Annotated in this window: 26 protein-coding genes and 2 pseudogenes; 11 read left to right on the forward strand and 17 right to left on the reverse strand. The window is 65.1% G+C overall.

The window, feature by feature from the left end:
* Window positions 1–273: 273 nt before the first annotated feature.
* The 4 genes from QZ613_RS03340 to QZ613_RS03355 all read right to left on the reverse strand — a co-directional run bounded on the left by QZ613_RS03340 (window position 274) and on the right by QZ613_RS03355 (window position 3,239).
* The gene (locus QZ613_RS03340) at window positions 274–1,596 is read right to left on the reverse strand and encodes a ferric reductase-like transmembrane domain-containing protein (RefSeq protein ID WP_291864790.1); all 1,323 of its coding nucleotides are present in this window, start codon (window positions 1,594–1,596) and stop codon (window positions 274–276) included.
* Window positions 1,597–1,678: 82 nt separating this feature from the next.
* A complete protein-coding gene (locus QZ613_RS03345; protein WP_291864787.1) occupies window positions 1,679–2,107 on the reverse strand; it encodes a PepSY domain-containing protein in 429 nt (142 codons plus the stop codon).
* A 142-nt stretch (window positions 2,108–2,249) separates the two neighbouring features.
* Window positions 2,250–2,741: a diheme cytochrome c gene (locus tag QZ613_RS03350; protein ID WP_043563640.1), complete on the reverse strand. Its 492-nt coding sequence runs from the start codon at window positions 2,739–2,741 to the stop codon at window positions 2,250–2,252.
* A gap of 63 nt (window positions 2,742–2,804) precedes the next feature.
* Window positions 2,805–3,239 (reverse strand): DUF1924 domain-containing protein, encoded by a 435-nt coding sequence (locus tag QZ613_RS03355; protein WP_291864783.1) that lies wholly within the window; start codon window positions 3,237–3,239, stop codon window positions 2,805–2,807.
* Between the two features lie 226 nt (window positions 3,240–3,465).
* On the opposite strand from QZ613_RS03355, the gene QZ613_RS03360 reads away from it, so the two are divergent.
* The 4 genes from QZ613_RS03360 to QZ613_RS03375 all read left to right on the forward strand — a co-directional run bounded on the left by QZ613_RS03360 (window position 3,466) and on the right by QZ613_RS03375 (window position 7,354).
* Window positions 3,466–3,810, forward strand: a complete 345-nt coding sequence (locus QZ613_RS03360; protein WP_291864854.1) for a PepSY domain-containing protein — start codon at window positions 3,466–3,468, stop codon at window positions 3,808–3,810.
* Window positions 3,810–4,472 carry a response regulator transcription factor gene (locus QZ613_RS03365; RefSeq protein ID WP_291864780.1) on the forward strand — a complete coding sequence of 221 codons (663 nt, stop codon included), beginning with the start codon at window positions 3,810–3,812 and terminating at the stop codon, window positions 4,470–4,472. The genes QZ613_RS03360 and QZ613_RS03365 overlap by 1 nt, the downstream gene beginning before the upstream one ends.
* Window positions 4,469–5,962 (forward strand): ATP-binding protein, encoded by a 1,494-nt coding sequence (locus QZ613_RS03370; protein WP_043563634.1) that lies wholly within the window; start codon window positions 4,469–4,471, stop codon window positions 5,960–5,962. Before QZ613_RS03365 ends, QZ613_RS03370 begins: the two co-directional genes overlap by 4 nt.
* A 342-nt stretch (window positions 5,963–6,304) precedes the next feature.
* On the forward strand, window positions 6,305–7,354 hold the full coding sequence (locus tag QZ613_RS03375; RefSeq protein WP_291981508.1) for an SGNH/GDSL hydrolase family protein: 1,050 nt from the start codon (window positions 6,305–6,307) through the stop codon (window positions 7,352–7,354).
* 104 nt (window positions 7,355–7,458) lie between these two features.
* Here the strand turns inward: QZ613_RS03375 and QZ613_RS03380 are convergent, their stop codons facing one another.
* Both QZ613_RS03380 and QZ613_RS03385 read right to left on the reverse strand, forming a co-directional pair.
* Window positions 7,459–8,691, reverse strand: coding sequence for an ABC transporter permease (locus QZ613_RS03380; protein WP_043563631.1), 1,233 nt, complete (start codon window positions 8,689–8,691; stop codon window positions 7,459–7,461).
* The gene (locus QZ613_RS03385; protein WP_043563883.1) at window positions 8,688–9,923 is read right to left on the reverse strand and encodes an FtsX-like permease family protein; all 1,236 of its coding nucleotides are present in this window, start codon (window positions 9,921–9,923) and stop codon (window positions 8,688–8,690) included. The genes QZ613_RS03380 and QZ613_RS03385 overlap by 4 nt, the downstream gene beginning before the upstream one ends.
* Before the next feature lie 197 nt (window positions 9,924–10,120).
* On the opposite strand from QZ613_RS03385, the gene QZ613_RS03390 reads away from it, so the two are divergent.
* Both QZ613_RS03390 and QZ613_RS03395 read left to right on the forward strand, forming a co-directional pair.
* A complete protein-coding gene (locus QZ613_RS03390; RefSeq protein WP_291864851.1) occupies window positions 10,121–10,984 on the forward strand; it encodes a ThiF family adenylyltransferase in 864 nt (287 codons plus the stop codon).
* A gap of 1 nt (window position 10,985) precedes the next feature.
* Complete coding sequence (locus QZ613_RS03395) at window positions 10,986–12,050, forward strand: hypothetical protein (protein WP_043563629.1); 1,065 nt, start codon at window positions 10,986–10,988, stop codon at window positions 12,048–12,050.
* Between the two features lie 96 nt (window positions 12,051–12,146).
* Here the strand turns inward: QZ613_RS03395 and QZ613_RS03400 are convergent, their stop codons facing one another.
* Genes QZ613_RS03400 through QZ613_RS03420 form a run of 5 tightly spaced genes read right to left on the reverse strand, consistent with a single transcriptional unit; the run spans window position 12,147 to window position 17,299 of the window.
* A complete protein-coding gene (locus QZ613_RS03400; RefSeq protein ID WP_043563627.1) occupies window positions 12,147–12,668 on the reverse strand; it encodes a gamma carbonic anhydrase family protein in 522 nt (173 codons plus the stop codon).
* Window positions 12,669–12,727: 59 nt separating this feature from the next.
* The gene (locus QZ613_RS03405; RefSeq protein ID WP_043563625.1) at window positions 12,728–13,948 is read right to left on the reverse strand and encodes an ABC transporter permease; all 1,221 of its coding nucleotides are present in this window, start codon (window positions 13,946–13,948) and stop codon (window positions 12,728–12,730) included.
* Complete coding sequence (locus QZ613_RS03410; protein WP_043563622.1) at window positions 13,942–14,652, reverse strand: ABC transporter ATP-binding protein; 711 nt, start codon at window positions 14,650–14,652, stop codon at window positions 13,942–13,944. Before QZ613_RS03410 ends, QZ613_RS03405 begins: the two co-directional genes overlap by 7 nt.
* The gene (locus QZ613_RS03415) at window positions 14,652–15,851 is read right to left on the reverse strand and encodes an efflux RND transporter periplasmic adaptor subunit (RefSeq protein WP_043563619.1); all 1,200 of its coding nucleotides are present in this window, start codon (window positions 15,849–15,851) and stop codon (window positions 14,652–14,654) included. The genes QZ613_RS03410 and QZ613_RS03415 overlap by 1 nt, the downstream gene beginning before the upstream one ends.
* Window positions 15,848–17,299: a TolC family protein gene (locus tag QZ613_RS03420; RefSeq protein ID WP_043563617.1), complete on the reverse strand. Its 1,452-nt coding sequence runs from the start codon at window positions 17,297–17,299 to the stop codon at window positions 15,848–15,850. Before QZ613_RS03420 ends, QZ613_RS03415 begins: the two co-directional genes overlap by 4 nt.
* Window positions 17,300–17,546: 247 nt before the next feature.
* On the opposite strand from QZ613_RS03420, the gene QZ613_RS03425 reads away from it, so the two are divergent.
* A complete protein-coding gene (locus QZ613_RS03425) occupies window positions 17,547–17,924 on the forward strand; it encodes a DUF3301 domain-containing protein (RefSeq protein ID WP_043563615.1) in 378 nt (125 codons plus the stop codon).
* The gene (locus QZ613_RS03430) at window positions 17,921–18,517 is read left to right on the forward strand and encodes an acyl carrier protein phosphodiesterase (protein ID WP_043563613.1); all 597 of its coding nucleotides are present in this window, start codon (window positions 17,921–17,923) and stop codon (window positions 18,515–18,517) included. The genes QZ613_RS03425 and QZ613_RS03430 overlap by 4 nt, the downstream gene beginning before the upstream one ends.
* A 49-nt stretch (window positions 18,518–18,566) precedes the next feature.
* Here QZ613_RS03430 and typA read toward each other — a convergent pair whose 3' ends face one another.
* Both typA and QZ613_RS03440 read right to left on the reverse strand, forming a co-directional pair.
* Entirely contained in the window at window positions 18,567–20,408 is a 1,842-nt protein-coding gene (typA, locus tag QZ613_RS03435) for a translational GTPase TypA (protein WP_291981510.1), read from the reverse strand.
* 80 nt (window positions 20,409–20,488) lie between these two features.
* Entirely contained in the window at window positions 20,489–20,875 is a 387-nt protein-coding gene (locus tag QZ613_RS03440; RefSeq protein WP_043563610.1) for a group II truncated hemoglobin, read from the reverse strand.
* A gap of 304 nt (window positions 20,876–21,179) precedes the next feature.
* Between QZ613_RS03440 and QZ613_RS03445 the strand changes: the two genes are divergently transcribed.
* Together QZ613_RS03445 and QZ613_RS03450 are read left to right on the forward strand one after the other, a co-directional pair.
* Window positions 21,180–21,695, forward strand: a complete 516-nt coding sequence (locus QZ613_RS03445; RefSeq protein WP_291981512.1) for a phasin family protein — start codon at window positions 21,180–21,182, stop codon at window positions 21,693–21,695.
* Window positions 21,696–21,917: 222 nt separating this feature from the next.
* Window positions 21,918–22,232 (forward strand): ArsR family transcriptional regulator, encoded by a 315-nt coding sequence (locus QZ613_RS03450; RefSeq protein ID WP_291981514.1) that lies wholly within the window; start codon window positions 21,918–21,920, stop codon window positions 22,230–22,232.
* A gap of 114 nt (window positions 22,233–22,346) precedes the next feature.
* Here QZ613_RS03450 and QZ613_RS03455 read toward each other — a convergent pair whose 3' ends face one another.
* Entirely contained in the window at window positions 22,347–23,339 is a 993-nt protein-coding gene (locus QZ613_RS03455) for a DUF294 nucleotidyltransferase-like domain-containing protein (RefSeq protein WP_363319468.1), read from the reverse strand.
* Between QZ613_RS03455 and QZ613_RS21065 the strand changes: the two are divergent.
* Window positions 23,339–23,410, forward strand: a pseudogene (locus QZ613_RS21065) (hypothetical protein); the annotation flags it as partial. The gene QZ613_RS03455 and the pseudogene QZ613_RS21065 sit on opposite strands and share 1 nt — an antisense overlap.
* Window position 23,411: 1 nt before the next feature.
* Here the strand turns inward: QZ613_RS21065 and QZ613_RS21070 are convergent.
* From QZ613_RS21070 to QZ613_RS03465, 3 genes and pseudogenes are all read right to left on the reverse strand, one after another.
* A pseudogene (locus QZ613_RS21070) lies at window positions 23,412–23,786 on the reverse strand (CBS domain-containing protein); the annotation flags it as partial.
* 253 nt (window positions 23,787–24,039) lie between these two features.
* A complete protein-coding gene (locus QZ613_RS03460) occupies window positions 24,040–24,564 on the reverse strand; it encodes a DUF2062 domain-containing protein (RefSeq protein ID WP_043563604.1) in 525 nt (174 codons plus the stop codon).
* Window positions 24,557–25,480, reverse strand: a complete 924-nt coding sequence (locus QZ613_RS03465; protein WP_291864759.1) for a universal stress protein — start codon at window positions 25,478–25,480, stop codon at window positions 24,557–24,559. Before QZ613_RS03465 ends, QZ613_RS03460 begins: the two co-directional genes overlap by 8 nt.
* Between the last annotated feature and the right edge of the window lie 28 nt (window positions 25,481–25,508).

Below are 25,508 nucleotides of genomic sequence, written 5' to 3' on the forward strand. Positions count from 1 at the left end.
CGCAACTCCATTCGAAACGTCTCTATGGAGGCATTAAAGCAATTGGCGTGCCATAGGCGGCGACGGTTGATTTTCCTGAAGTTTATTCTGGCGTCGCCGGGCGCAAAATGATGCGGCGCACAAGTTCGGGGCACGCCGGCGCGTGCTGGTGCGAGTTATGGTGCAGGGAGGGGCGCTTGCCAAGGTGTTCGCGCGAAGGCAGGCGAGCCTGCGCCTCCTCGCAATGACTGGTGGGCGGGCAGTGGTTGCTTCCACCCTGCCTGCCGCACCACCCTAGCGCATGACGAACGCCTCCTGATGGAAGCGCAGGCGGCTCTGCCACAGCTCGTGCAGGCGGTCGCGCAGGCTGTCGGCGAGTCCCTGCGGGCCGCAAAACCAGACCTCGGCCGGGCGCGCGCGATCGTGTCTCGCGGCCAGTTCGTCGGCGCCGAGTTGCTGACCCTGCCTGGCGTCATGGACATGGAGGCGGATCGAGGGCAGTCGATCGGAGAGCGCCTCCAGTCGGGCGACGAAAGGATCACCGTCGCGATCGCGCGTGCAGTAGTGCAGATCGGCGGTCGGCACGTCGGCGGCCCTGCCTTGCAGCGCTTCCAGCCAGGCCAGGAAAGGCGTGATGCCGATGCCGCCGGCGACCCAGATCTGCTGCGCGCCACGCTGCTGGCGGGCGATGTCGAAGCGTCCGTACGGTCCTTCGACGCGCAGCGGCTGGCCGACGGCCAGGCGTCGCGCGAGCTGGCGCGTGTAGTCGCCAAGAGCCTTGATCTGGAAAGTGATCTCGCGGTCGCCACGGTCGGCGCTGGCGATCGTGAACGGGTGCTGCCCTTCGCCGTCGTCGAAGCCGACGAAGGCGAACTGGCCGGGCCGATGCCCCGGCCAGCCGGCGTCCAGGCGGCAGCGAACGGCGAGCAGGTCACCTGCCGGGTGGTCGAGCGCAACGACGCTTCCGCACACCTGTCGCGAACGACCGATGCGCCCGGCCAGCGCGAGCACGCTGCCGTGGACGCCGCCGGCGATGAGCAGCGCGAGGAGCGTACCGACCGGCTGCGTCCAGTAGTCTGTCGGGGCCAGCAACAGCGCATGGAAGGCGAGCATCAGGTAGAGCAAGGGCATCGCCCGGTGCAGGAATCGCCACATCCGGTACGGGAAACGCTGCCACAGCGTGATCGCCAGCATCGCCAGAAGCGCGTAGATCGCCCATTCGCCGAGGTCTTCGGCGAGATCGCGCAGCACTTCCAGAAAGCCGCCGTAGTTCTCCTTCGGCACGCGTCCCTCACGGCCGACGAGTGCCTTCAGGATGTCGCTCGACATCTCGATCAGCCAGTGCGCGGCGGCGAAAGCGCAGGCCAGGATCCCTGCCCATTTGTGCGTGCGATAGACGCGGTCCATGCCGCCCAGCGGGGCTTCGAGCCATGTCGGGCGGGTGGCGAGAAACATCGCCACCGACATCAAGGCGATCGCGAGCAGGCCGGTGAGGTAGAGCGCTTCCTGGCGCAGGACCCACAGCGGGGCGCCGCCGGACGGCGTGCCGGTGACGAGTACATCCCAGCCCCAGGCCGCGGTGACGAGGGTGATGATCAGAGTGAGAGCGGTTTTCATGGTTGGCGCATCATTCCGTCAGTGGATCAGGCAGGGGAGTCTTCGACAGCGGGCGCGGTGGCCGGCGAATGAAAACTCGAGGTCATTTGCCGGCAGGCGGGAGCGCGCCGACGGCGGCCTGCGGCAGGTCGTCGCGGCAACGCCTTTCGTTGCAGTCGGCCGAGCCGCTCCTGCGTTCGCCACGTTCGTCGCTCGCGCGCTGGCGCTCACCCTGGCGAGAGTCCATGACTTCGCCGGTCTGCGGATGAACGTACAGCTTGCTGCGCGTGCCATCGCGGCGGGTGGCGCGCACTTCGTACTTGCCGTGCTCGCGTTCGATCTCCTCGATGTTGCGGTAGCCGGCCGCCTCGAGTTTGTCGACAATTTGCGGAATCGACAGCCACTGCCGGTCGGCAGTGGAAGCGGCGGCCGGTGGACGCTTGTCGTCGCTGAAGGCAGGTGTGATGAAAGCGCTGGCGGCGCCGAGAACGACGCCTATGATCAGCGCGGGAAGGAAGTTTTTCAAGCTCATGGTGGCGATCTCCTGTTGAGCGGTCGGGGGTTCAAGGAAATGACCGCGGGGCAAGTGTGCAAGGTGTTTTCTGAACGTCCGCTGAGTCGGCTGTTCATCTGCTGTTGCCGAAGAGCAAGGCCCAGCGCCCAACGTTCAGTGCCTAGTCGTCGTAGTAGCCGCGTTCCGCGCCGGCGTGGCAGGCAAGGCAGTTGGCCTTGCTGCGCACCTCCTTGTGTTGCCACTCCCAGGCGGGAACTTCGCGGTGTTCCTTGACCCAACGCTTGAGCTCGGTGATGCGTAGCGGCGCCTTGTTCGTCGAGGCCCCGCGCAGCAGCTTGTCGCCGTAGCGCCGGCCGCCGGTATCGCCGGCGTTGCTCACCAGGTAGTGGGTGATCTGTGCGGCGGTCACGGGATCGACGCTGGCGTCGTCGCCGAAATGGTCCTTGAGTTCGCCCATCATTCGCTGCCACGAACTGGCCGGAAGCATCGACGGCGGAAAGGCGAGGTGGCAGCTGCCGCATTCTTCCTTGACCACCGGGTCGCTGACCGGCGGGAAGTAGTGGCTGCCACCGGCCTGCGCGCGCTGGAAGACGAGCGCTGAAAAGGCGATCGCCAGCAGGCCGAGCGCGATGGGGCGATAGGGCAGATTCATCGGTTTCTCCTTGGGATGGCTGGTGCGGTGCATGCATTGGTGCAAGTGTCGGCGGGTGCGTGCTTACTGACTGATCATGAAGCTCAGCCAGTCGCCTTTTTCCTGCGCCGTACACTGACGGCCAAGCACGTCGTTGCAGTTGCGCTTGAACCATTTCTCGACCTTGGCCGGGTCGGCATAGCGGCCGGGGCTGGCCGACAGCGCTACCGGGTCGATCGCTTTTCCGGCCGGAGTCTGGCCGGATTTGCGCGGGTCGTTTGCGTGGCAGCTGGTGCACGCCGGGGTATCGGCCTTGCCGCCGGCAAACGACTGGCGATGGAAAGCTTCGCCGCGAGCTGCCGAGAAACCGGCAAAATGGGGGTCGCCGCTCTTCGCTGCCGCTGAATAGGCGGCAAGCAGATCGTCGCGTGCCGCGGCGAACGCGGTTGTGCTGACCAGGACTGCCAACGTCGCTGCCAGGAGCTTCGTTCTCGGGTGCCTCTGTGCGTGCCGTTTCATGCTCGTTCCCTTTCGCTTCGGTTTGACATGGCGCCACTTTGCCTGGCGCCCTCTGAACGAAGGCTGAAGCGCGTGTTCATCCTGCGTTCAGCTGCAACGGCGTAGAAAGGAGGTCCACTGCAGGCCGCCGTGGCGAGCGAGGGTCAGCCCGGAAAGTCCTTGCTCCCGTTACACTCTGGAGATGAGCCGCTTGAAGAACGCTTTGCTTGCCCTTGCCACGGCGCTGATGGCCAGTGCCAGTCCCGGTAGTGCCGGCGGTTCCGGCGACGGCCACGGTGCTGACCACGACCGCGCGCGCCAGGCGCTCGAAGCCGGTGAGGTGCTGCCGCTACGAGCGATCCTCGAACGCGTCGAGCGCGCTTATCCGGGGCAGATCGTCGAGGTCGAACTCGAACGCGAGGACGGCCGCTGGGAGTACGAGATCAAGCTGCTGCGCAGCGGCGGAGCGCTGGTCAAGCTCAGGGTCGACGCTCGTGACGGCAGCATTATCGGCGTCAAGGGGCGCAAGGATCACAGGCAGGGCGAGCGCCGTGGCGAGGCGGGCGGGGAGCAACGCGGGGAGCAGCACTGATGCGCATCCTGATCGTCGAAGACGAACCTCTGCTGCAGACGCAACTGTCCGACGCGCTGCGCGCGGCCGGCTACGCGGTCGATTCCGCAAGCAACGGCGTCGACGCCCACCACCTCGGCGACAGCGGCTCGTACGACGCCGTCGTTCTCGACCTCGGCCTGCCGCAGCTCGACGGTATCAGCGTGCTCCGGAAATGGCGTTCCGCCGGCCGCGCCATGCCGGTGCTGATCCTGACCGCGCGCGACGGCTGGCACGAAAAGGTCGCCGGCATCGACGCCGGTGCCGACGACTACCTGACCAAGCCGTTCCACATGGAAGAGCTGCTCGCCCGCCTGCGCGCGCTGATCCGCCGTGCCGGCGGACACGCCAGCGCCGAACTGGTCTGCGGTCCGCTGACGCTCGATACGCGTAACGCCCGGGCGACCGTCAATGGCCAGGCCCTGACGCTGACCAGCCACGAGTACCGCGTCCTGGCCTATCTGATCCACCATCGCGACGCGGTGGTCTCGCGCAGCGACCTGGTCGAGCACATCTACGCGCAGGACTTCGATCGCGACTCGAATACCGTCGAGGTCTTCATCGCCCGCCTGCGCAAGAAATTGCCGCCAGGGCTGATCGAAACGGTACGCGGCCTCGGCTATCGCCTGAGTGCCGGTGCATGAGCTTGCCCGCCGCGCCGCGCTTCGCTCTTTTCGCCCGCGGCTCGCTGCGCATCCGCCTCCTCGCCGGGACGCTTTTCTGGATCGCCGCGTCGATCGCCGTCGCCGCCTGGGGATTGAGCAGCCTTTTTCGCGAACACGTGGCGACGCAGTTTCACGCCGAGCTGAAAACGCATCTCGACCAGTTGACCGCCCAGCTGGCGGTCGACGGCAAGGGGCAGGCGACGCTGGCGATGCCCTTGAGCGATCCGCGCCTGAGCCTGCCGTACAGCGGACTCTACTGGCAGGTCGACGAGCTGCCGGCCGAGGTCGACTCTGCGTCGGCGCGCACTACGCTTGCCGGCCGGCTGCGTTCGCGCTCGCTTTGGGACAGCGTTCTTGCCGTGCCGCCCGATGCGCCGGCAGACGGCGAGATTCATCAGCACCGCCTGAGCGGTCCGGGCGGCAGCATGCTCGGCATGGTCGAACGCGTTATCCGCGTCGAAGAAGGGAGCGGCGGAACGGAGGGAAGCGATGCCGGCAGGCGCACTGCACGCGCCTTTCGCCTGATCGTCGCTGCCGACGAGCAACTGATGCGCGAACCGGTGAGCAGATTCGATGGCGCGCTGTGGCTGGCACTCGGCATTCTCGCGGCGGGTCTGGTCGTCGCTGCCCTGGTCCAGGTGATCGTCGGGCTGGCGCCGTTGCGCACGCTGCGCGCCGCCCTCGGTCGCGTTCGCGATGGCGACGCGCAGCGTCTCGAAGGTCGATTTCCGGCCGAGATCGCTCCCCTGGTCGACGAGTTCAATACCGTTCTGGCACAGAACGCCGAGGTCGTCGAGCGCGCCCGCACGCAGGCGGGAAATCTCGCGCATGCGCTGAAAACGCCGCTGAGCGTCCTCGCCAACGCCGCCAGTGGCAAGCACGACGAACTTGCCCGCCTGATCGTCGGCCAGGTCGACACGGCCAAGCGCCAGGTCGACTATCACCTGGCGCGGGCGCAGGTGGCGGCCAAACGCTGCCTTCCCGGCGCCCGCACGCCGCTGCGAGCAAGCCTCGAAGCACTGCTGCGCACGATGCGCCGGATACACGCGGAGCGCCAGCTCGAACTGCTTCTGCGTCCCTTTGCCGATAGCCTGGCATTTCGCGGCGAAGAGCAGGATCTGCAGGAAATCCTTGGCAACCTGCTCGACAACGCCTGCAAGTGGGCGCGCAGCCGTGTCGAGGTCGCTGCCTGTGCGACCGGCGACCGCCTGCGGATCACCATCGACGACGACGGCCAGGGAATCGCCACCAGCGATCGCGATGCGGTATTCCGCCGCGGTGTGCGCGCCGACCAGCAGGTGCCGGGTTCTGGCCTGGGCCTGTCGATCGCCGACGACCTGGCGCAACTCTACGCGGGCGAACTGAGCCTGGCCGATTCGCCGCTGGGCGGGTTGCGGGTGGTGCTGAGCCTGCCGGCGGCGGGCAGCAGCAGCGGTCGATCGGCAGGCGGTCGTCCCGACCCGGCCTGATCGCGCGGGCTCGATCCGCGCTCGAGCGGAGCGCTGCCCGCGTCACTCCGAAAGATCTCGCCGGCACGGCTGCTGGAGGGCGGGGGTCTGTCGGAATTCTTTACACTCTCGTCCGCCGGCCACCTTCTGCGTTTTCTAGCGGGCTGATTTAATGTGTATAGCATATCGTGGTGTGAAACTTGCTTTCAAGACAGAAGTGCGTCGGTGACTCACCAATCGTCCTTCCTGGCGTGTGCAGGAAGGTTCTGGCAGGGAGGCGGTGAATTCAGGGGGCTGCTCCGTTCCCGCCGGACTCTTCCGGTAGTACTTTTGTCCGCTTGCTTGACACTCTGGAGACCGAAGATGAGCACTCTAAGATCCTTTCTGGCCATCGTCATCGTGGCTTTTTTCCCGTCGTGGGTGTGGGCCGGACAGATCGTCGTTTTTGGCGACAGCCTTTCCGACGTTGGCAACGTCTATGCCGACAGTATTGCCCTGGGACTGACTCCCGATCCACCCACGCCGCCCTATTACGCGGGCAGAATGTCCAACGGTCCAATCTGGGTGGACTACCTGGCCGATGCGATGAACGTTCCGCGCGCCGAGGCAAGTCAGCAGGGCACGGGTGGAACAGGCTATGCGTATGCGGGTTCAGCGATCGGTCCGGGAACGCGGCTACGGAATTCGATCGCCGTTCCGGGGCAGGTACAACCGGTTTCGAATACCGGCAAGCAGATCGACGACTTCCTGGCGGCAAGCGCCGGCAATCGCTTTTCGCCTGACCAGATGGTCCTTTTCTGGGGCGGCGCGCAGAACCTCCTGCAGGCAACCCTGACGGGTAGCGTTGCCAGCGGCCTGGCTGCCGTGGCGGCCACCCTCTCCGAATTCGAACTCGAGCTGCGCAAGCTTGACGCCAACGGCGCGCAGCGCGTGGTCGTGCCGAATCAGATCGACGCCAGCACTGCGCCGTTCTTCAACGGCTACGGGCCAACGCTTCCAGCGGGCACCCAGCCGCTCCTGGCGTTCCTCACCGTCGCGTTCAATACGCAGCTCGACGCACTGCTCACCGGCTTGATGGCCGATCCCACCCTGCAGATGCAGCTCTTTCCGGTTGATATGTTCGGCTTGCTCAAATCGGTAGAGGCGAATCCGTCGGCATTCGGGTTCACCAACGCCACGACGCCAGCCTTCATTCCCGGATTCGGGCAGGTTGCCAATCCGGCGGGCTATGTCTTCTGGGATCCGATCCATCCGACCACCGAGGTTCACCAACTGATGGCGGCGGCAACCTACCACGCCGCAGTGCCGCTCCCGGGAACTCTCCCGTTGCTGGTACTGGCCATTGGACTGCTCGCTGCCGGGCGCGGTGGCGCGCGGCGGCCAAGGGCTAAGGGCGTTCCTGCGGGGGCGTGACAGACGACGTGGTGTGCGGGTGAATGAACGGGCAGCCTATGCTGCCCGTTCATTCGTTCCGGCGCTCGTCGCAAACGAGAAGCCGGGATCGGTCTGGCAGGGGCTCAGGTGCCCTGGCGCAAGGCGTCGACGATCAGTACCCGCGATGCCCGCCGCGCTGGGAGCAAGGCGGCCAGACAGGTGGCCACGAAGCCCACGGCGCCGGCCGTGACGACATCGACCGGAAGCAGGCGAATCAACGCCGTGTAGCCGATGTTGGCGTTCGGTGGGGGGGGCATCGGGATGCCGATCGCCGAAATCAGCCAGGCGCAAACACAGCCGAAACCGATCCCGAGGAGTGCGCCGATCAGGCCGATCAAGGCGCTTTCGGCAAGGATCAGGCGGAACACCTGTCCCGGGCGATCGCCCAGCGCCAGCATGGTGCCGAACTCCCGTGTACGTTCGAAGATGGTCATGTTGACGCTGTTGACCACGCTGAGCAGGACCATCAGCAGGATGATCAGGCGCAGCACGCCGAACTGCCGATCGTAGAGTTCCAGCGTCTTGTCGTAGAAGTCGGACAGTTCGTGCCACGACGCGATTTCGTAGCCGTGCGGGCCCAGTTTCTCCCGCAGCGAAGCCTGGGCGCGCTCGGTGTCTTCGGTCCGGCTCAGCAGGACCACCATCAGGTGTGCCGATTGCGTATCCATGAGGCTGCGCGCCGCCGCCAGCGGAATGCGCACGGCGCGTGCGTCGAACTCCTTGGAGAAGCTCTGAAAGATGCCGACGACTTCGAAGTCGAGCGTGTTGACGGCGCCCTGTGGCAGGCTGATGATCAGATTTGCGCGGTCGCCTGCTTTCAGCCCGAGGCTTCGCGCGACACCCTGCCCGAGGACGATCCCGTCCAGGTCGCTGTCGGCGAGTGGCCGACCCTCGATATAGCGCAGGAAGCTGCCGAGGACTGCCTCCGCCGACGGCTCGACGCCTTCGCCGATGATGCCGAGATCCCGTTTGCCGTTGTTGATCATGCCGGCGAATGCCAGCCGGGCGAGGACCATTTCGGCTCCCGGTTGGGCGAGGATTTCCTGCTGCAGTTGTTCGGGCCGTTCGATGAGATAGCGTTCGGGAGCGCGGATGCCGCCCTCGCGATAGCCCTGACGGGAAATCTGCAGGTGCCCCGTCTGCGAGTGAATCAGCGCTTCGCCCAGTTGCACGAAGATGTCCTGCACGAAGCCGCCGGCGAGAATCAGCCCGGCGACGCCCAGGGTGATCGCCGCCAGCGTTGCCGCCGAGCGCAGGCGCTGGCGAAAGATGTTGCGCAGGACAAAGGTCCATCCGTCGGGCAGGCGCAGCTTCATTGGTTATGCCGCAGCGCGTCTACGATGTTCATTCGGCTGGCCTTCCAGGCGGGCATGATGCTGGCCAGCAGGGTGGCGATCAAGGCCAGCAGGAACGCGTCCCGAGCCAGATTGCCGCTGACCAGAATTCGCCCTATATACCCTCGCGCCATCCCCGGTGGCGGCGGCATGGGGATGCCGATGGCCGAGATCAGCTGTGCCAGACCATAGCCCAGGGCGACGCCGAGGACGCCGCCGAGGAGGCCGACGAGGATGCCTTCGAAGATGAACATCCCCATGATGTGGCGGGCGCGCTGGCCGATGGCCAGGCTGGTGCCGATTTCGGTGGTGCGCTCGAGAACGCCCATGGTCTGGGTATTCGAGATGGTGAGCACAATGAGCAGGCCGATGATGTACTTGACGACGCTCACCTGCTTGGAGAAGAGGACCACGGTCTTGTTGTAGAAATCGGCCAGCTCTGTCCACGGCACGATCTGGAAGTCGTCGCGCTTGAGGGTGTCGTTCAGGTGGCTGGCGGCCGCGGCGGTCTGCTCGGTCCTGTCGAGCAGCACGACCCACGACGTCGCGCCGTCGACACGCATCAGCTTTCTGGCGACCGCTAGCGGCAGGCGCAGGGCCCGGTCGTCGTAATCCTTGTACATGGTGGCAAAGGTTCCGGCGACGCTGACCTCGACGGCATTGGCGCCGCCGTTGGCCGCGGTGGCCAGCAGCACGACGACATCGCCTGGTTGCAGGCCCATACTGCGTGCCAGGCCTTCGCCGAGAACGACGGCGGATTCCGTGGCCGATGCCAGGTCGCGGCCACTGACGATGGCGATACCGCTGCTCAGCCGTTTTTCATGTTCGGGGTCGACGCCATCGCCAATGAAGGCGATGGTCGCGTCGCCGTGGCTGAGCAGTCCACTCAGGGCAAGGCGCGGGGCCAGGCTGGCGAAGCCGGGTGTCTTCTCGACCACTTGCTGCGCCGGCGAGTGCCCGGGGAGCAGGAAGGCGTAGGGATCGGCGATTCCCTTTTCAAAATAGTCCGGGCGGACGACCTGCAGGTGACCGAGTTGCGAATGAATCGTCGCCTCGCGCATCTCCTGGAAAATGTACTCGATGAATCCGCCAGCGAGCAGAAAAGCCATGATGCCAAAGGCAACCGTGCACACGGCGACTGCCGTCCGCCGGGTATTGCGTTGCAGGTTGCGAATGGCGAGGCGCACATCCGCAATCAGGCTGGCTATTGGCACCGAGAGTTCTTTGCCTGTAATGTTCAAAAAACGAGTTGGAGGGGAGTGCCGCCCGACTTGCTGCAGTGCGCCGCCACCTGGGCCACGGGCTATTGCCGAGAAGTTGCATTTGATCAAGTGCTTAGGCGGTCATGTTGCACCGTTTTGGCAAGGCCGGCAGATACCGTTTAGGCGCTGATACTAATTGGAGAGGGTTCATCGTGCAAGCTTTCGACTACGACCAGGCGTTTTCGCGCAACCTTGGCTGGGTTCGCGATGCGGAACAGTCACGCCTACGCCAGGCGCGCGTCGCCATTGCCGGCCTGGGCGGAGTCGGGGGCTTTCATCTTCTCACCCTGGCGCGGCTGGGCATTGGCCACTTCACCATCGCCGATCTCGACGTTTTCGAAGTCGCCAACTTCAATCGTCAGGCCGGAGCGAGCCAGGCAACCGTGGGCCGGGCAAAGGTTGAGGTTCTCGCCGAGATGGCCAGGGACATCAACCCGGAATGCCAGCTGGCACTCTTCCCTGACGGAGTGAGCAAGGACAACCTGGACGAGTTTTTCCAGGGCGTCGATCTTTATGTCGACGGCCTCGATTTCTTTGCCTTTGAAGCACGTGAGCGCGTTTTTGCCTATTGCGCCGAACACAGGATTCCTGCGATCACCGTCGCGCCACTCGGGATGAGTGCGGCGCTGCTCAATTTCCTGCCCGGCGGCATGACTTTTGAAGATTATTTTCAGGTTGCCGGCCGCCCCGATCTGGAGAAGGCAGTACGTTTTCTCGTCGGTCTTGCACCGGCCTTGCTGCATCGCCATTACCTGGTCGATCAGACACGCGTCGACCTGAAGTCTCGCCGCGGTCCGTCGACGCCAATGGCGTGCATGCTGTGTGCCGGGGTTGCCGGCAGCGAAGCCTTGAAGCTTCTGCTCGACCGGGGCAGGGTACTGGCCGCTCCGCATGGCGTACAGTTCGACGGTTATCGCAACAAGCTGGCCCGTACCTGGCGACCGGGCGGCAACCGTAATCCGATCAATCGCCTGGCGATCGCCATCGCTCGCCACCAACTCAAACTGGATTGACATGGACAAGCTGAGTCAGGAGCGGCTGCGCTTCGTTCTCCAGAGCGCGCTCCTCGCGCCGTCGGCGGACAACCACCACCGTTTCCGTATTCAGGTTCGTGATCAGGTGATCGCGATCCGTGGCATCGAGACTCGCCTGCCGCCCGTGGGCAGCTACAAGCGAGTTCTCGCGCTGGTCTCGCTCGGCGCCGTGGCCGAGAATCTGAACCTTGCGCTGAGCCGATTTGGCCTGGCTGGCGACGCGCTCCTGTTGCCGGACCCCGCGCAAGCCAATCTTCTCCTGCGCGTTGTCGTCAACGCGCGCGGCGTGGCGCCGGATCCGCTTTGGAAAAGCATTCCCGAGCGCCATACCAACCGGCAGGTCCGCTTCAGTGGTCCAGCAATGAACGCTGCCGAACACGCCGACCTCGATTCGGCTGTCGCCGCTTACCCGACCAGCAAGCTGATGTGGCTCGACGAAGCGGCGCTGCGCAAGCGCGTGCTTGGCCTGATGCGCCGTGCGGAAAGCGAACGTTTCCGCAACCCGGTGTTGCACGAGGAGCTTTTTTCGGCGATCCGCTTTGACGTCGGCTGGCGCAATAACTGCCTGGAAGGATTGCCACCAGGCAGCCTGGGTGTCGAGGCACCGCTGCAGCCCTTCTTCGCTCTCCTGCGCCATTGGTCGCTGGCCCGTGTGCTGAACCTCTTCGGGGCGCATCAGATGCTTGGCTTCCGCTCCTGCTACCTCCCCTGTCGTATGGCACCGCATCTGGGCCTTCTGGCGGTCAGTGATGCGGACGACAGTCAGTCGATTTTCGACAGCGGACGATCGTTCCAGCGGCTGTGGTTGGCGGCGACCGGACACGGGCGAGTCCTGCAACCGATGCCGGCGGCAGCCCTTTACACCTGCCGCGGAGCGCGGGCCGAGGGAATTCCCGCGACCTTGCAGCGAGACCTGGCCGACGCCTGGAAGGAGCTGCTCGGTGGCGCCGCTCCGGTGATGCTGTTTCGCATGGGTCTTGCCCGGCGGTCGGCGATCGTTTCGGGTCGGCGGCCAGTCGACGATTACCTGGAGCTGCGGCAATGAGCTGTCGACAACGCTTCGCGCATTGAACCCGGGCGCGCTGCGCTGTCCTCGCCCCGACCGTCGCGGCGGTGACTCTGCCGACTTAGCGCCTGCCTGCTACAAGCCTTGCAGTTCGCCCTGGTAGCGCTGCCAGTTGGCAACATAGTGCTCGGCGCTGTGGCTGATCCGTTCCACCTGTTCGGCGCTCAGCTGGCGAACCACCTTGCCCGGCGAGCCGACGATCAGGGAGTGGTCCGGAAAGACCTTGCCTTCGGGAATCAGCGTTTTGGCGCCGACAATGCAGCCCTTGCCGATCACCGAATGGTTGAGCAGCACCGAGCCGATGCCGATCAGCGAGCCGTCGCCGATGGTGCAGCCGTGCAGCATGACCAGATGGCCGACGGTGACGTTGCGGCCAATGTCGAGCGGCACGCCTTCGTCGGTGTGCAGCACCGAGTTGTCTTGAATGTTGCTGTTTTCGCCGATGCTGATCGGGTCGTTGTCGCCGCGCAGCGTGGCGTTCCACCAGATCGAGGCGTTCCTGGCCAGACGGACGTCACCGATGATGATCGCCGTTGGGGCGACCCAGCATTGTGGGTCGAGCTGCGGGCGACGGGTGCCGAGTGTGTAAATGGGCATGGCATGGGTCTCGCGGTCGTTGCGGATTGCAGATTGTAGCCTGTAAGCCACGGCCAGGCCTATTGATGGCGCAGCGCTTCGATCGGGTCGAGTGCGGCCGCCCGGCGCGCCGGGTAGAAACCGAAGAAGATGCCGATCCCTGCGGCAACGGCAAAAGCAACCAGCACCGAGCCGCCGGAGATGACGATCACCATATCGGTGATGGCGTTGACCAGCAGTGCTCCGCCGATCCCGAGGAGCAGGCCGATCAGGCAGCCGGCGACGGAAATGATCAGCGCTTCGAGCAGGAACTGGCTGAGGATGTCCTTCTGGCGGGCGCCAATGGCCATGCGGATGCCAATCTCGCGCGTCCGCTCGGTCACCGAGACGAGCATGATATTCATGATCCCGATGCCGCCGACGAGCAGCGATACCGAGGCGATGGCGCCGAGCAGCAGCGACATCACGCGCGTCGTTTCGGCGGCCGAGTCGGCGGCAGCGGTCAGGTTGCGGATGTAGAAGTCGTTGTCCTGTCCTTCGCGCAGGCGATGGCGCTGGCGAAGCAGGGCGATCATGCTCGTTTCCACGCCAGGCATGGCTTCCGCCGACGCGGCCTGGACCATCATGACCCGCACCGATCCCGGAAAGGGGGTACCGAAGACCTTGCGCTGGGCGGTCGTCAGCGGCACGATCACCGTGTCGTCCTGGTCGCGCCCGTCGAGGTTCTGGCCCTTCTTGCCGAGAACGCCGATGACCAGGAAGGGACTCTGCTGGATGCGGATGGTCTTGCCGACGGGATCGTCGCTGCCGAACAGGTTGTCGGCGATGGTCTGCCCGATCAGCGCCACACGGGTCGCCGAACGCACGTCCGAGTCTCCGAACGGGTAACCGTTGCTGACCGCCCAGGCGCGTGCGTCGAAATAGGCGGGCGTCGTGCCGACCACCGTGGCACTCCAGTTGTTCGCGCCATGCACCAGTTGCTGCCGTCCCTGATGCACCGGTGCCACCCGGCTGACGCCTTCGAGCTGAGCGATCGCCTCGGCGTCGGCAACGTTCAGCGATGGGCCACCGCCGCCGCCGCTGCGCAGACCGCCGGCGCTGGTCGATCCCGAGATGACGATATACAGATTGCTGCCCATGGTGCTGATGGTTTGCGCCACCGCGTACTGAGCACCCTGGCCAATGGCCATCATCAACACCACCGAGCCGACGCCGATGACCATCCCGAGCATGGTCAACGCGGTGCGCATGCGGTTGGCCCCCATCGCCCTCCAGGCTTCGCCGAGCATCGCTTTCAGCATTGGCCGGGCACCCTTGCCGGCGTCGCAACGTCGCTGACGATCAGCCCGTCGAGAAAGCGCACCTGGCGCTGCGCCCAGGCGGCGATATCGGCTTCGTGGGTAACCAGGACGATGGTGATCCCGGCAGCGTTGAGCGTTGCCAGCAGGTGCATGATCTCTGCGCTGGTATGGCTGTCGAGGTTGCCGGTCGGCTCGTCGGCAAGGATCAGCGGCGGCGAGGTGACCAGTGCGCGGGCGATCGCCACGCGCTGTTGCTGACCGCCGGAAATGCGGCTGGGTAGCGAGTCGGCGTAGGCGGCGAGGCCGACGCGGGCCAATTCCTGCTGCGCCCGCTGCTGACGCTGCGCGCGCTCGACACCGGCGTAGACCAGCGGCAGGGCGACGTTGTCGGCGAGCGTCATCCGTGGCAGGAGATTGAAACCCTGAAAGACGAAGCCGATGGTCCGGTTGCGCAGTGACGCCAGTTCGTTCCTGCCGAGATGCGCGACATTGCGATCAAGGAGAAAATAGTCGCCGCTGGTCGGTGTGTCGAGGCAGCCGAGCAGGTTCATGAAGGTGGACTTGCCGGATCCGGACTGACCCATGATGGCGACGAACTCGCCGGCTGCGATGCTCAGATCGACACCCCTGAGCGCCGGGAACGGCCCGGCGGCCGTGCTGTACGACTTGCCGAGTCCGGCGACGCGAATGAGTGCCGACGACATCAGAACAGGCGCATGCCGACGCTGCTCGGCTTGCCGCCCGAAGTGACCGCGTTCTCGCCGACGACCACCCGTTCCCCGACCTTCAGCTCGCCGCCGAGCACTTCGCTGTTGCGGTTGTCGGTGATGCCGAGCTGCACGTTCACCGCCTTCAGCTGGCCCTGATCGACGACGTGCACGGTGCCGCTGCTGCCGCTGTCCTTATCCCTGTCGTGCTTGCCGCCCTTGCCGCCCTTGCCCCTGACGTCGCCAGCGACCGGTTTGCTGCCAGGATCCTCTTCGGGCGGCTTGAAACGCAGCGCCGCGTTGGGGACGAGCAGGGCGTCTTCGCGCCGGGCGACGACGATGCTGACGTAGGCGGTCATTCCGGGAAGAAGAATATGGTCGGGATTGGAGAGCGAAACGCGGACGTTGTAGGTGACGACATTCTGCTGCGTCGTCGGGTTGAGGCGAATCTGCTGCACCTGGCCGGCGAAACTTCGCTCCGGGAAGGCGTCGACGGTAAACCGTACCTGCTGCCCGTCCCTGATCTTGCCGATGTCGGCTTCGGCAAAGCTGGAATCGATGCGCATTTCGGACAGATCCTGGGCGATCTTGATCAGCGTCGGCGTTTGCAGACTGGCGGCGACCGTCTGTCCCAGATCGACGACGCGGTCGACGACGACGCCAGAGACCGGCGAGCGGATCGTCGTGTAGCGCAGATTGACCTGGTCCTTGTCGGCCGCTGCCCTGGCTTGCGCCAGCTGCGCCTCGGACGAGCGGCGCGTCTGGATCGATTGCTCGAGTTCCTGGCGGGAAACGTACTCCTGCTCGAAGAGCGCCCGCATGCGTGCTTCGTTGGCGCGTGCCAGATCGAGCGCTGCCGAGACGTTGCGCACATTGGCCGCCGATTGCCGGGCCTGGGCGGCGAGCAGGGAGTCGTCGAGTTCGAGCAAGGCCTGGCCCTTCTCGACCTTGTCGTTGAAATCGACATACAGGCGGGTGACCGTCCCCGAAACCTGCGTCCCGACATTGACCAGCACCACCGGGTTGAGGGTGCCGTTGGCCGACACCGTCTGGGTGATCTCGCCACGCTCGATGGCCTGCAGCTTGTAGCGCTGCTCCGGCGACAGGGCAGACTTTTGCTGTTGCCAGTACAGGCCGCCGGCGGCGAGGGCGACGGCGAGCACGCCAATGGTCGATCTTGTGCGCGAGATTTTCATGGATTGCGGGCTTTCGGCTCGCCACCGACGGCGAGCAGCAGGCTGCTGTCGAGGACGCCTATGGATCGGGCCAGGGCGGCGCGCGAGACCTGCCAGTCCAGCATCGCCTGGATGCGCTGCAGGCGCGCAGCGGCGAGCGCGCTCTGGGCGTTGAGGACGTCGAGGATGTTGCCGACGCCGGCCTTGTAGCGGCCCAGGGCGACACGTTCCGACTGTTCGGCACTGCTCAGCAGGTCGGCGCTGGTGCGGATCGTCTGGGTGGCGGTGTTCAGGCTCTGGTAGTTCTCCCAGACTTCCAGAGCAACCTCCTGGCGGGTGTTTTCCAGGCGCGCGGCCTGGACCTCGCTGCGCGCCTCGGCGGCGCGTATCTGGTAGGTGGTGTTGAAACCGGAAAAGATCGGCAGCTGCACGCTCAGCCCGATGGCATTGCCCTGGCCCGAGAGGCCGTCGAGGTTTTCCCACTGCGGACCGGCGCTCAGCGAGATCGTCGGCCGGCCGGAGGCGCGCGCGTAGTCGATCCCCGATTGCGCCGCTTTCAGTTCGGCTTCGGCGGCCTTCATCTCGGGTCGACGCTGGCGTGCTTCGGCGATCAGTGCGGCGATGTCGCGGTCGAAGCCGCTGTCGGGCGTGGTCGTCGGAATGTCGTCGAGACGTAGCCGGTGGTTGGCGTCCAGGCCCATCACCTTGGCCAGTCTGCCGAGCATGTTGCGCAGTACACCCTCGCTCCTGATCCGGTTGAGCGTTGCCTGCGACCAGGCGGTCTGCGCCTGCAGGCGGTCGGCCGGGGTGCCGCTGCCGACGCGGTAGCGGACTTCGGCGGCGGTCAGGCTCTCGCGGCTGGCTTTCTCCGATTCCAGCGCCGCGCTCACGGCCGCCCGTGCCGCCTGGGCGTTGAAGTAGGACTGCAGGGCGCCGAGAAAGACGCTCTGCACGGTCGCGTCCAGTGTCGCCGCCGCAGCGCTGAGCAGTTGCCGCGCGACTTCGAGGTTGGCCGAGCGGGCGCCGAAATCGATCAGCAGCCACGACAGGGTCAGCGACGCACTGCGCTGGGTCGCGCTGCGCGCCTCGCCACGCAGGCGATTAACCGCCAGTCGACCATCGAGCGCCGGCAGGAAGTCCGACTTCGCGACGCCGACCTGAGCCGCCTGCAGGCGGGCGATGGCCCATACTTCACGCGTCGTCGGGTTCTTGCACAACGCCAGATCGACGACTTCGAGAACGCCGTAAGGGGTGTCGTCGGGCAGTGCCTGGCACGGCAGATAGGCATTCTGCGCGGCAGAAAGATCAAGGGCCGGGTGTGGCGGGGTGATGGCGTCGGTGGCAAAGGGGTCACTCACTTCCCCGGCCGACAGCTGGCCGGGAAGCGCTGCAAGCACGATGACGATTGCGGTGAGGAAGCGAGCAGCGCGCGCAAGCAGCGAACCCGGTCGGGATGTGGTGTTGGTCATTTTTCGCTAGTATAGCCAAGCTCGCAGCGATCGCAGCCGGGCGATGCGCTCGGCGCAGTCCGCTGCGGCCACTTTTCCCCTGCAACAATGTTGCCCGGCGCCGGTGGCCATCGGAGCGTGCGACGACGCACCACAACGAGGGTTGCCGCAATGACATTCAAGTGTTCAGCTTTTGGCGCTCGCCGGCGCAGGGCAGGTCGTCCCGCCAGCGGGACCTGCGGTGGCACCCCCGCCAGAAGAGGCGCTGATGCCCTGGGCTGAAGTGCTCAGCCTGCTGGCGATGCTGGCTGCTGGCGCCCTGTGGTGGGACAGCTTCAAGTCGCGTGAGGCGGGCATGCGCGCGGTTCGCGCGGCTTGTGCTGCCGAGGATCTCCTCTTGCTCGACGATACCGTTGCCCTCGCCTCCCTGCGCCCGGGACGCGACGATGAGGGTCGCTTTCGCCTGCGTCGCGTCTATCGTTTCGAGTTCAGCGACACCGGCGACAATCGCCGCGATGGTCAGGTGACGCTGCTCGGCAGCGAACTGGTGACGCTGCACCTGCCGCACTCGAATCGCTCGCCACTGCGTTCGGTGGGCACGCCCGACGAGGAGCAGAATCGACCGTTTCCGCGCCTGCCGTCTTGAACTACCTGGCGCACGCGCTGCTCTCCGGTGCCGACGACGAGTGCCGGCTGGGTGGCTTGCTCGGCGACTTCGTCAAAGGGCCTTTGGCGCCACCGCCAGCGCAGTTCAGCGCGGCCGTCGTGCACGGCCTGCTGCTGCACCGGCGGATCGACAGCTTCGCCGACGCGCACCAGGCTTTCGCACGCAGCCGGAGACGGGTGAGCAGCGAGCGTCGCCGCTACAGCGGCATCATCGTCGATATGTTCTACGATCACTTTCTTGCCGTGCACTGGGCGCGCTATTCGCCGCAGCCGCTGGCGACGTTTTCCGCCGCTGTCTATGCGCTTCTCGCTTCCCGGGCGCTACCCGACCGTCTGGCCCGGATTTTGCCCACCATGCGCGACGAGGACTGGCTGACCAGCTACCGTGAGCCGGCTGCCGTCGGTCGGGCGCTCGACCGGATCGCTGTGCACCGGTTGCGGCGCAGCAACAGCTTGCGCGGCGCGGGCAGCGAGCTGGTCGCCGGCTACGCCGGCTTCGAAGGCGACTTTCTCGAGTTCTTTCCGGCAGCCATGGTCTTTGCCGCGCACTTCCGCGAACAGCGCCCGGCGTAGAGCCTCTGCGCGGCTCCCGACCGGCCGGCGTGCCTGCCTTTTCCGGCGATCAGCCTTCGCGCGACGCGCGTCGGCGCTCGTTGTCGGTGAGCAGGCGCTTGCGGATGCGAATGTTCTTGGGCGTGATTTCGACGAGTTCGTCGTCGGCGATGAATTCCACGGCCGATTCAAGGGTCAGCGCCACCGGTGGCACCAGGCGTACGGCTTCGTCGGTGCCCGAGGCGCGAACGTTGGTCAGTTGTTTGCCCTTGATCGGATTGACCACCAGGTCGTTCTCGCGGCTGTGGATGCCGATCACCATGCCCTCGTAGAGTTTGTCACCAGGGCTGCTGAACATTCGCCCGCGGTCCTGCAGTTTCCACAGCGAGTAGGCGACCGCTTCGCCGCGCTCGGCCGAGATCAGCACGCCGTTGCGGCGTCCGGGGATGTCGCCCTTGACCGGCGCGTACTCGTCGAAAACGTGGCTGATCAGCCCGGTGCCACGCGTCAGGTTGAGGAACTCGCCCTGGAAACCGATCAGGCCACGCGCCGGGATGCGGTATTCGAGGCGAACACGGCCGCGACCGTCCGAAGACATGTCCTGCAGGTCGCCACGGCGATAACCGAGCGCTTCCATGACGCCGCCCTGATGCGCTTCCTCGACGTCCAGAGTAAGCATTTCATAGGGCTCGCACGGCTCGCCGTCGACCTCCTTGATGATGACCCGCGGGCGCCCGACGGCCAGCTCGTAGCCTTCGCGGCGCATGGTCTCGAGCAGGATCGTCAGATGCAGTTCGCCGCGCCCGGAAACCAGAAAGCTGTCGGTGTCGGTCGTTTCCTCGACGCGCAACGCCATGTTGGTCAGCAACTCCTTGCGCAGGCGTTCGCCGATCTGGCGGCTGGTGACGAACTTGCCTTCGGTGCCGGCGTACGGTGAGTTGTTGACCATGAAGGTCATGTTCAGCGTTGGCTCGTCGATGTGCAGCATCGGCAGCGCTTCCGGCTGCTCGGTGGAGGTGATGGTGCAGCCGATCGAGAGATCTTCGATACCAGTCACCAGCACGATGTCGCCGGCCACTGCCTCGTCCATCGGCACCCGCTCCATGCCCTGAAAACCGAACACCTGATTGACCTTGGCCGTCTTCGGCGCGCCGTGCTCGAACTTGCCATCGGCATCGGCCTGGCCGTACATGATGGTCACCTGCTGGGCCGGCTTCAGGCGGCCACGCTGCAGGCGGCCGATGCCGATGCGTCCGACATAGCTCGAGTAATCGAGTGCCGAAATCTGCAGTTGCAGCGGCCCGTCGATCTCGTCGGCGTGCGGTGGCGGGACGTGCTTGAGAACGGTCTCGAACATCGCTCGCATGTCGGTCGAGGGCTGTGCCAGATCGAGCGTCGCATAGCCGTTGATCGCCGAAGCATAAACGACCGGGAAGTCGAGCTGCTCGTCGTTGGCGCCGAGTTTGTCGAAGAGGTCGAAGGTGTGATCGACGACCCAGTCCGGGCGCGCGCCGTCGCGGTCGATCTTGTTGACCACCACGATCGGCTTCAGACCGAGCGCCAGCGCCTTCTTGGTCACGAAGCGTGTCTGCGGCATCGGACCCTCGACGGCATCGACCAGCAGCAGGACGCCATCGACCATCGACAGCACACGTTCCACTTCGCCCCCGAAATCGGCGTGTCCCGGCGTGTCGACGATGTTGATATGCACGTCGCCATAGTCCACGGCCAGATTCTTGGCCAGAATGGTGATTCCCCGTTCCTTCTCGAGGTCGTTCGAGTCCATCATCCGCTCGGTGATGTGCTGGTGGGCGGAGAAGGTGCCCGCCTGAACCAGCAGCTTGTCGACCAGCGTGGTCTTGCCGTGGTCGACGTGGGCAATGATGGCGATGTTACGGATGGCGCGGGTCATAAGGGGTCAAGCCTCTGAACAGGGGCGGTTATTCTATCACAGGCTGGAAGTCCGTGCTGCGCTGCAAAAACTCGCCCCCTCTAGCCGGGCTGGTTGCGCATGAAGTCGGCCGTACTGAAAAAGGATGCCAGCAGTTTCTGGCGCAGGGCTTCCTCGATCCCGACCCCTTCCATGGCCAGCACCATGCACGCCACCCACTGGTCACGCTCGGCCTCGCCGATGGCAAACGGCAAGTGCCGACGGCGCAGCATCGGATGTCCGATGTTTTGCACGTAGAGGTCGGGTCCGCCCAGCCACCCGGACAGAAACATGAACAGCTTGTCGCGCGACGACTGCAAATCAGCCGGGTGCAGCGCCCGAATCGTCGCGAACTGCGGCACCGTTTCCATCAGTTCGTAGAAGCGTTGGCAGAGGCGGGCGACGGTGGTTTCGCCACCGATGAGGGTGTAGGGCGTTGCTTCGGGCATGGTGCTCACTCAAGGTCGGGTTCGCGCAAGCCTTGCTGGTCGCCGGTCGGATCGCCAGCCGCCAGCGGCGGCGCGCAACACGTGGCCTGACGCCTTGCTGGGGCGATAGGGAGGCGAAAGTGTGTTTGTGGCAAGGCGGCTTTCGGCGCTCATTGGCTCGCTGTTTTTCTCTTGTTGCAACGCAGCAAAAACGCTTGACAATCCCTGCTCGAAGGCTAGAATAGGTCATCCGCTGCATTGCAGCAAACAGCTTCAGGCGGGAAGCCTGGGCGGTGTTCGGGTTCGCAATTTCAAGGAGAGTATCGTGTACAACGTAGCTGAGCAATTCACCAGCCGCAGCAAAGCCGGTCTGGACGTGTGGAAGTCGGTGGTCAATGCCTCCTTTGACGGGGTGGGCAAGCTTGCTGCGTTGAATCTGCACACTGCACGCGCTGTTGCCAAGCAAGGCGCCGAGAACGTCAAGGCCTTGTCCGACGTTCGCGATATGGCAGGCCTGAAGGCCCTGCAGCAGCCGATGGCGGTCGCCGCGGTTTCACAATCGGTCGCCTTTTCGCGTCGTGCCTACCATATTTCCAACGAAACCTCGTCAGCCGTCGTGCAGGTCTTGGGTAGTCAGCTTTCGCAGGCCGGCAGGGGCGCGGTCGGAGCGCTTCAGGAAGCCAAGAAGAACACCCCGCCGGGTGTGGACTTTGCGGTGTCATCGGGTAAGCAGATGGTGACGACGGTCACCTCGATGCTTGCCAACCTCGCCCAGTTCACCAAACCGGCAACCGAGGTCAGCGCCAAGCCGGCGGCAAAGATGATCGCCAAGACGGCCTGAGCCAGCCCATCGGTAGCCGCCTGCTTGCGGGCGGCTGCGTTCGCGCAGGTCCGAGCCCGGTGTTACGGCACCGGGCTTTTTCGTGCTTGGCAGGCAGGGGCGTTGCGCGCTGCCTTCCTGCCGGAAATGGCCTGCGCCGATGCGCGCCGCAGCGCCGACAGAAGCGGGTTGCGGTTGGGTGCGATTTGCCAGAACGGCGTCCGCGGCGCACACTGAGACACTTTGCCGACTGGCAATGGCATTTATTTGGGGGTTCAGATGACCGATTCGATCCTTGGGTTCCTGAGAGCCAACGGCGAGCAGCTCGATGTCGACATGGCCGCATCGCTCGATATTCCGATCGCCGAACTGCGCGACGAAGTCGCGCGGCTCGCTTCGTCGGGAGACCTGATCTGTTGCCGGGTGACCCGTTTCGTCGACGGCCGGAAGATTGAGGGTACCAGCTGCCGGTTGTCGTGCGATCCGCCGACCCCGGCGCGTGGACGCAAGCCGGGTGTGAAGAAGGCTGACGACAGTAGCGAAACGAGCAATTATTGAGCTGGCCTGTCGTGCCCGGTGTCGACCGGGGCACGGAGGCGCCGGCCTGCCACCGTCATCGCAGCCGACGGCAACGGTCGGCGTCGGGCGGCGCGCTCAAAGCACGCCCGATTTCTACCTGAGCAGATTCAGGTTGAAGTGGGCCTTGGTGAATTCCTGAAATTTCTCGACCCCCTTCAGGGCGAGTTGCAGGCGGCCGAGCTCCATCATGTTCAGGCGTTTGAGGGGAATGTAGTTGTCCGGTATGCGCCCTTCCCGCACGGCTTCCACCTGACCGCGGAGGCGCATCAGAACCAGAAAGTCGAAGGTCTCGGCGACGTTGTCGGCCATTTTCTGATCGATCACCTTTTCCTTGACCAGCGCTTCCAGGCGCTGGTGGGTGCTTCCTTCGAGCTTGCCGGCGAGGATGGCCAAGGCCTTGACGCCCTCTGAAATGGCAAAGATACCGGCCTTCTTTATTTCCAGCATTCCCGAATGCTCGCCGCCGCTCTCGCCCTTGATCTTGCCAAACCAGCCCAGGGGGGGCGCAAAACGCAAGGTGCTCTCGACCATGCGCATCAGGAACAGTTTGTCGCGCTGGACGTGCTCGTAGAGTTGCTTCTTGAGTTCCTGTTCGAAGGACGGGTCGCCGTAGATCGTGCGGATGTCGACAAAGGTGCCACAGCTGAGCACGTGTTTCGGCGTTGGCGTGCGTAGCCAGCGGTCGAGTTGTTCGCGCCACTTGCCGATGCTGCGTCGCCACTCCTTGTTCTTGGCCATGATCCCGCCGGGGCAAGGCGGGATGCCGATGGCGATCAGCGAAGCGACCAGTTCTTCCGAAAAGTCCTCGATCCGCGCAATCTCCTCGGGGCCCAGTTCGTCGCCGTAGACAATTGCGTTGTCCTGGTCGGTGAGCAGCGTCTGCTCGCCACGCCCCTCGCTGCCGAGGACGACGAAGGCAAAGCGCGCAGGCAAGTCGGCAAAGCGGTCGGCGCGCATCAGCGCGATCAGCCGCAAGAGAATCTGGTCGTTGAGGTGGGCAATCAGTCGCACCATATCGCGAGTGCTGGTGCCGCTGCCGCTGAGGTGCAGAACCAGGCTCTGGATCCTGCCGTACACCGCTTTCACTTCGTCGAGGTCCTTGGTCGCTTCGATGTCCAGGACCAGTTGATGCGGCGAGTGTGACTGCAGGCGGATGATGTCGCTGTCGGTGATGATTCCCGAGAGTCGGCCCTTGCCATCGACGACCGCCAGCCGATGGATCTTCCTGCGCGACATCCGGTAGAGCGCCTCGTAGAGCAGGTCATTCTCGCCGATCACCGCCAGCGGACTGTTCATGATCGTACTGACGGTGAGCGTCGACGGGTCGATACCCGAGGCGACCACCTTGTTGCGCAGGTCGCGGTCGGTGATGATTCCACTCGGCAGTTTCTGGTCGCAGACCACGACGCTGGAGATGTTCTTGTCGCGCATGATGCGGACCACGTCTACCAGTGCGTCATCCGGTCTGCAGGTGACCACCGCACGCTGGCAGAAGTCCTTTACCGGGCGAAAAAACTGACCTTCCTCAGCCATCGTGTGCTGTTCCTTGTTGTCGGCTTTTTGTTTGGCCCGGCGGCGTGCGACGTGCGTGAGCGAAGCGAACACCGGACGGGAAAGTGCGAGGCGCGATTCTACCACTGGCGACGGGCGCGAGTCTGCTAACGCCCGGTCGTGCACTCGTTTCCCGCGCTGCCCAGCCGACACGCTGCGGCCATCAGCGGCGTGCTGGCGTCAGCGCAGCAGTCGGCTCGTGCCGGCGCATCGCGGAGCCGTGCCATGTGCTCGCTCAGGATCGCCGCAGCCGCCGACGCTTGTGCCTGACGTACCAGTACCAGCCGATGCTGGTCAGCAGGTAACTGGCGAGGCCGATCAGGCTGGCGGTGATCGCCAGGCCGACGACAAGCGGTGTGCCGAGGGCGGTGATGCGCTGCCAGATGCCCGCATCTTTTGCTGGCGGGGCGGTGCCCGCGCTTGGTGTCGGCGGGTCGAGTTTTTCGCCCGTGACCCAGGCGCCGATCCGGTAGGCGGCGAAGTAGACCGGTGCAAAGGTGATCGGGTTGGTGACCAGCGTACTCGCCGCGGCAGCCGGCAGGTTGGCGCGCATTATCACGGCGGCGGCGGCGGCGAACGGGATCTGTGCAATCGGGATCAGCAGGCCGAAAAAGACGCCGATCCCGACCCCCAGCGCCACCCCGCGGCGGGACCAGTGCCAGAGCTTGGGGTGGCCGAGGTACGGCGACAGCCAGCGCAGCCAACGATTGTTGCCAATCTGCTCGCGGGTCGGAATCAGGGCGCGCCAGCGTTCAAGCATCGCTGTCCGGATCCTGGGGCGCTCGGACATCGCTGATCACCAGAACATCGCATTGCGATTCGGCCAGCACGTGTTTGATGACGCTCCCCAGCAACAGCTCGTCGGCCGTGAACCGGCCGTGCTTGCCGACAATGACCAGGTCGCAGGCCTGCTCCTGTTCCACGGCAGCGATCAATTGCGCGGGGTCGCCATGGCGGACCAGCGGTGCATAGTCGCCGGATGCCAGCCCCGCGCTGGCGGCCAGTTGATGGAGTTGTCGCCGCCGCTCCCGGCGCGCAGTCTCTATGTAGCCGTGGATGACGCCATCCTCGACGCCGGCAAAGCGCAGCTTGCCCTCGTAAGGCAGCTCGAAGGCATGCAGCAGCACGATCTCGGCCGTCGGCGCCAGTTGCCGGCCGAGGCGGATGGCCTGTGCGGACGCCGGCGAGAAGTCCACCGGGATCAGCAGGCAGCGGTAGGATTCGTGCGGCGCCTGCTTGACGATCAGCACCGGTCGTCGGAGCGACTTGCGCAGCAGGCGCGAGGCGGTGGACCCGAGCAGGGCATGGCGCAGGAAGGATTCGCCGCGTGCACCGACGACCAGCAGGTCGGCATCGAGCGCATCGGCCTCGTCGGCGATGACCTTCAGGGGCGCTCCGGAAACGATCCGCGCATCGGCCGCGACGCCGCGGTTGTGCGCCGGGTTCGACAGCATTCGTTGCAGCGTTTCCCGGGCATCGTCGGCCAGCCGCTGCTTGATCCTGCCGGTGTCGGCGCCGAGCAGATCCGACAGGCTGTCGAGAGCGTCGAGTTCCGTCGCATGCATTACCGTATAGCGCGCGTTGCTGTCGGCGGCGATAAAAAAGCCACGATCGACCGCATGGCGGGCGGGTGCTGACAGGTCGGTGGCGGCGAGTATTCGGGTGATGGGCTTCATGGTGCATTCTCCTTTGTGCCGATAAACT

This window comes from Candidatus Accumulibacter sp. ACC005, from assembly GCF_907163215.1.
Lineage (GTDB): Bacteria > Pseudomonadota > Gammaproteobacteria > Burkholderiales > Rhodocyclaceae > Accumulibacter > Accumulibacter regalis.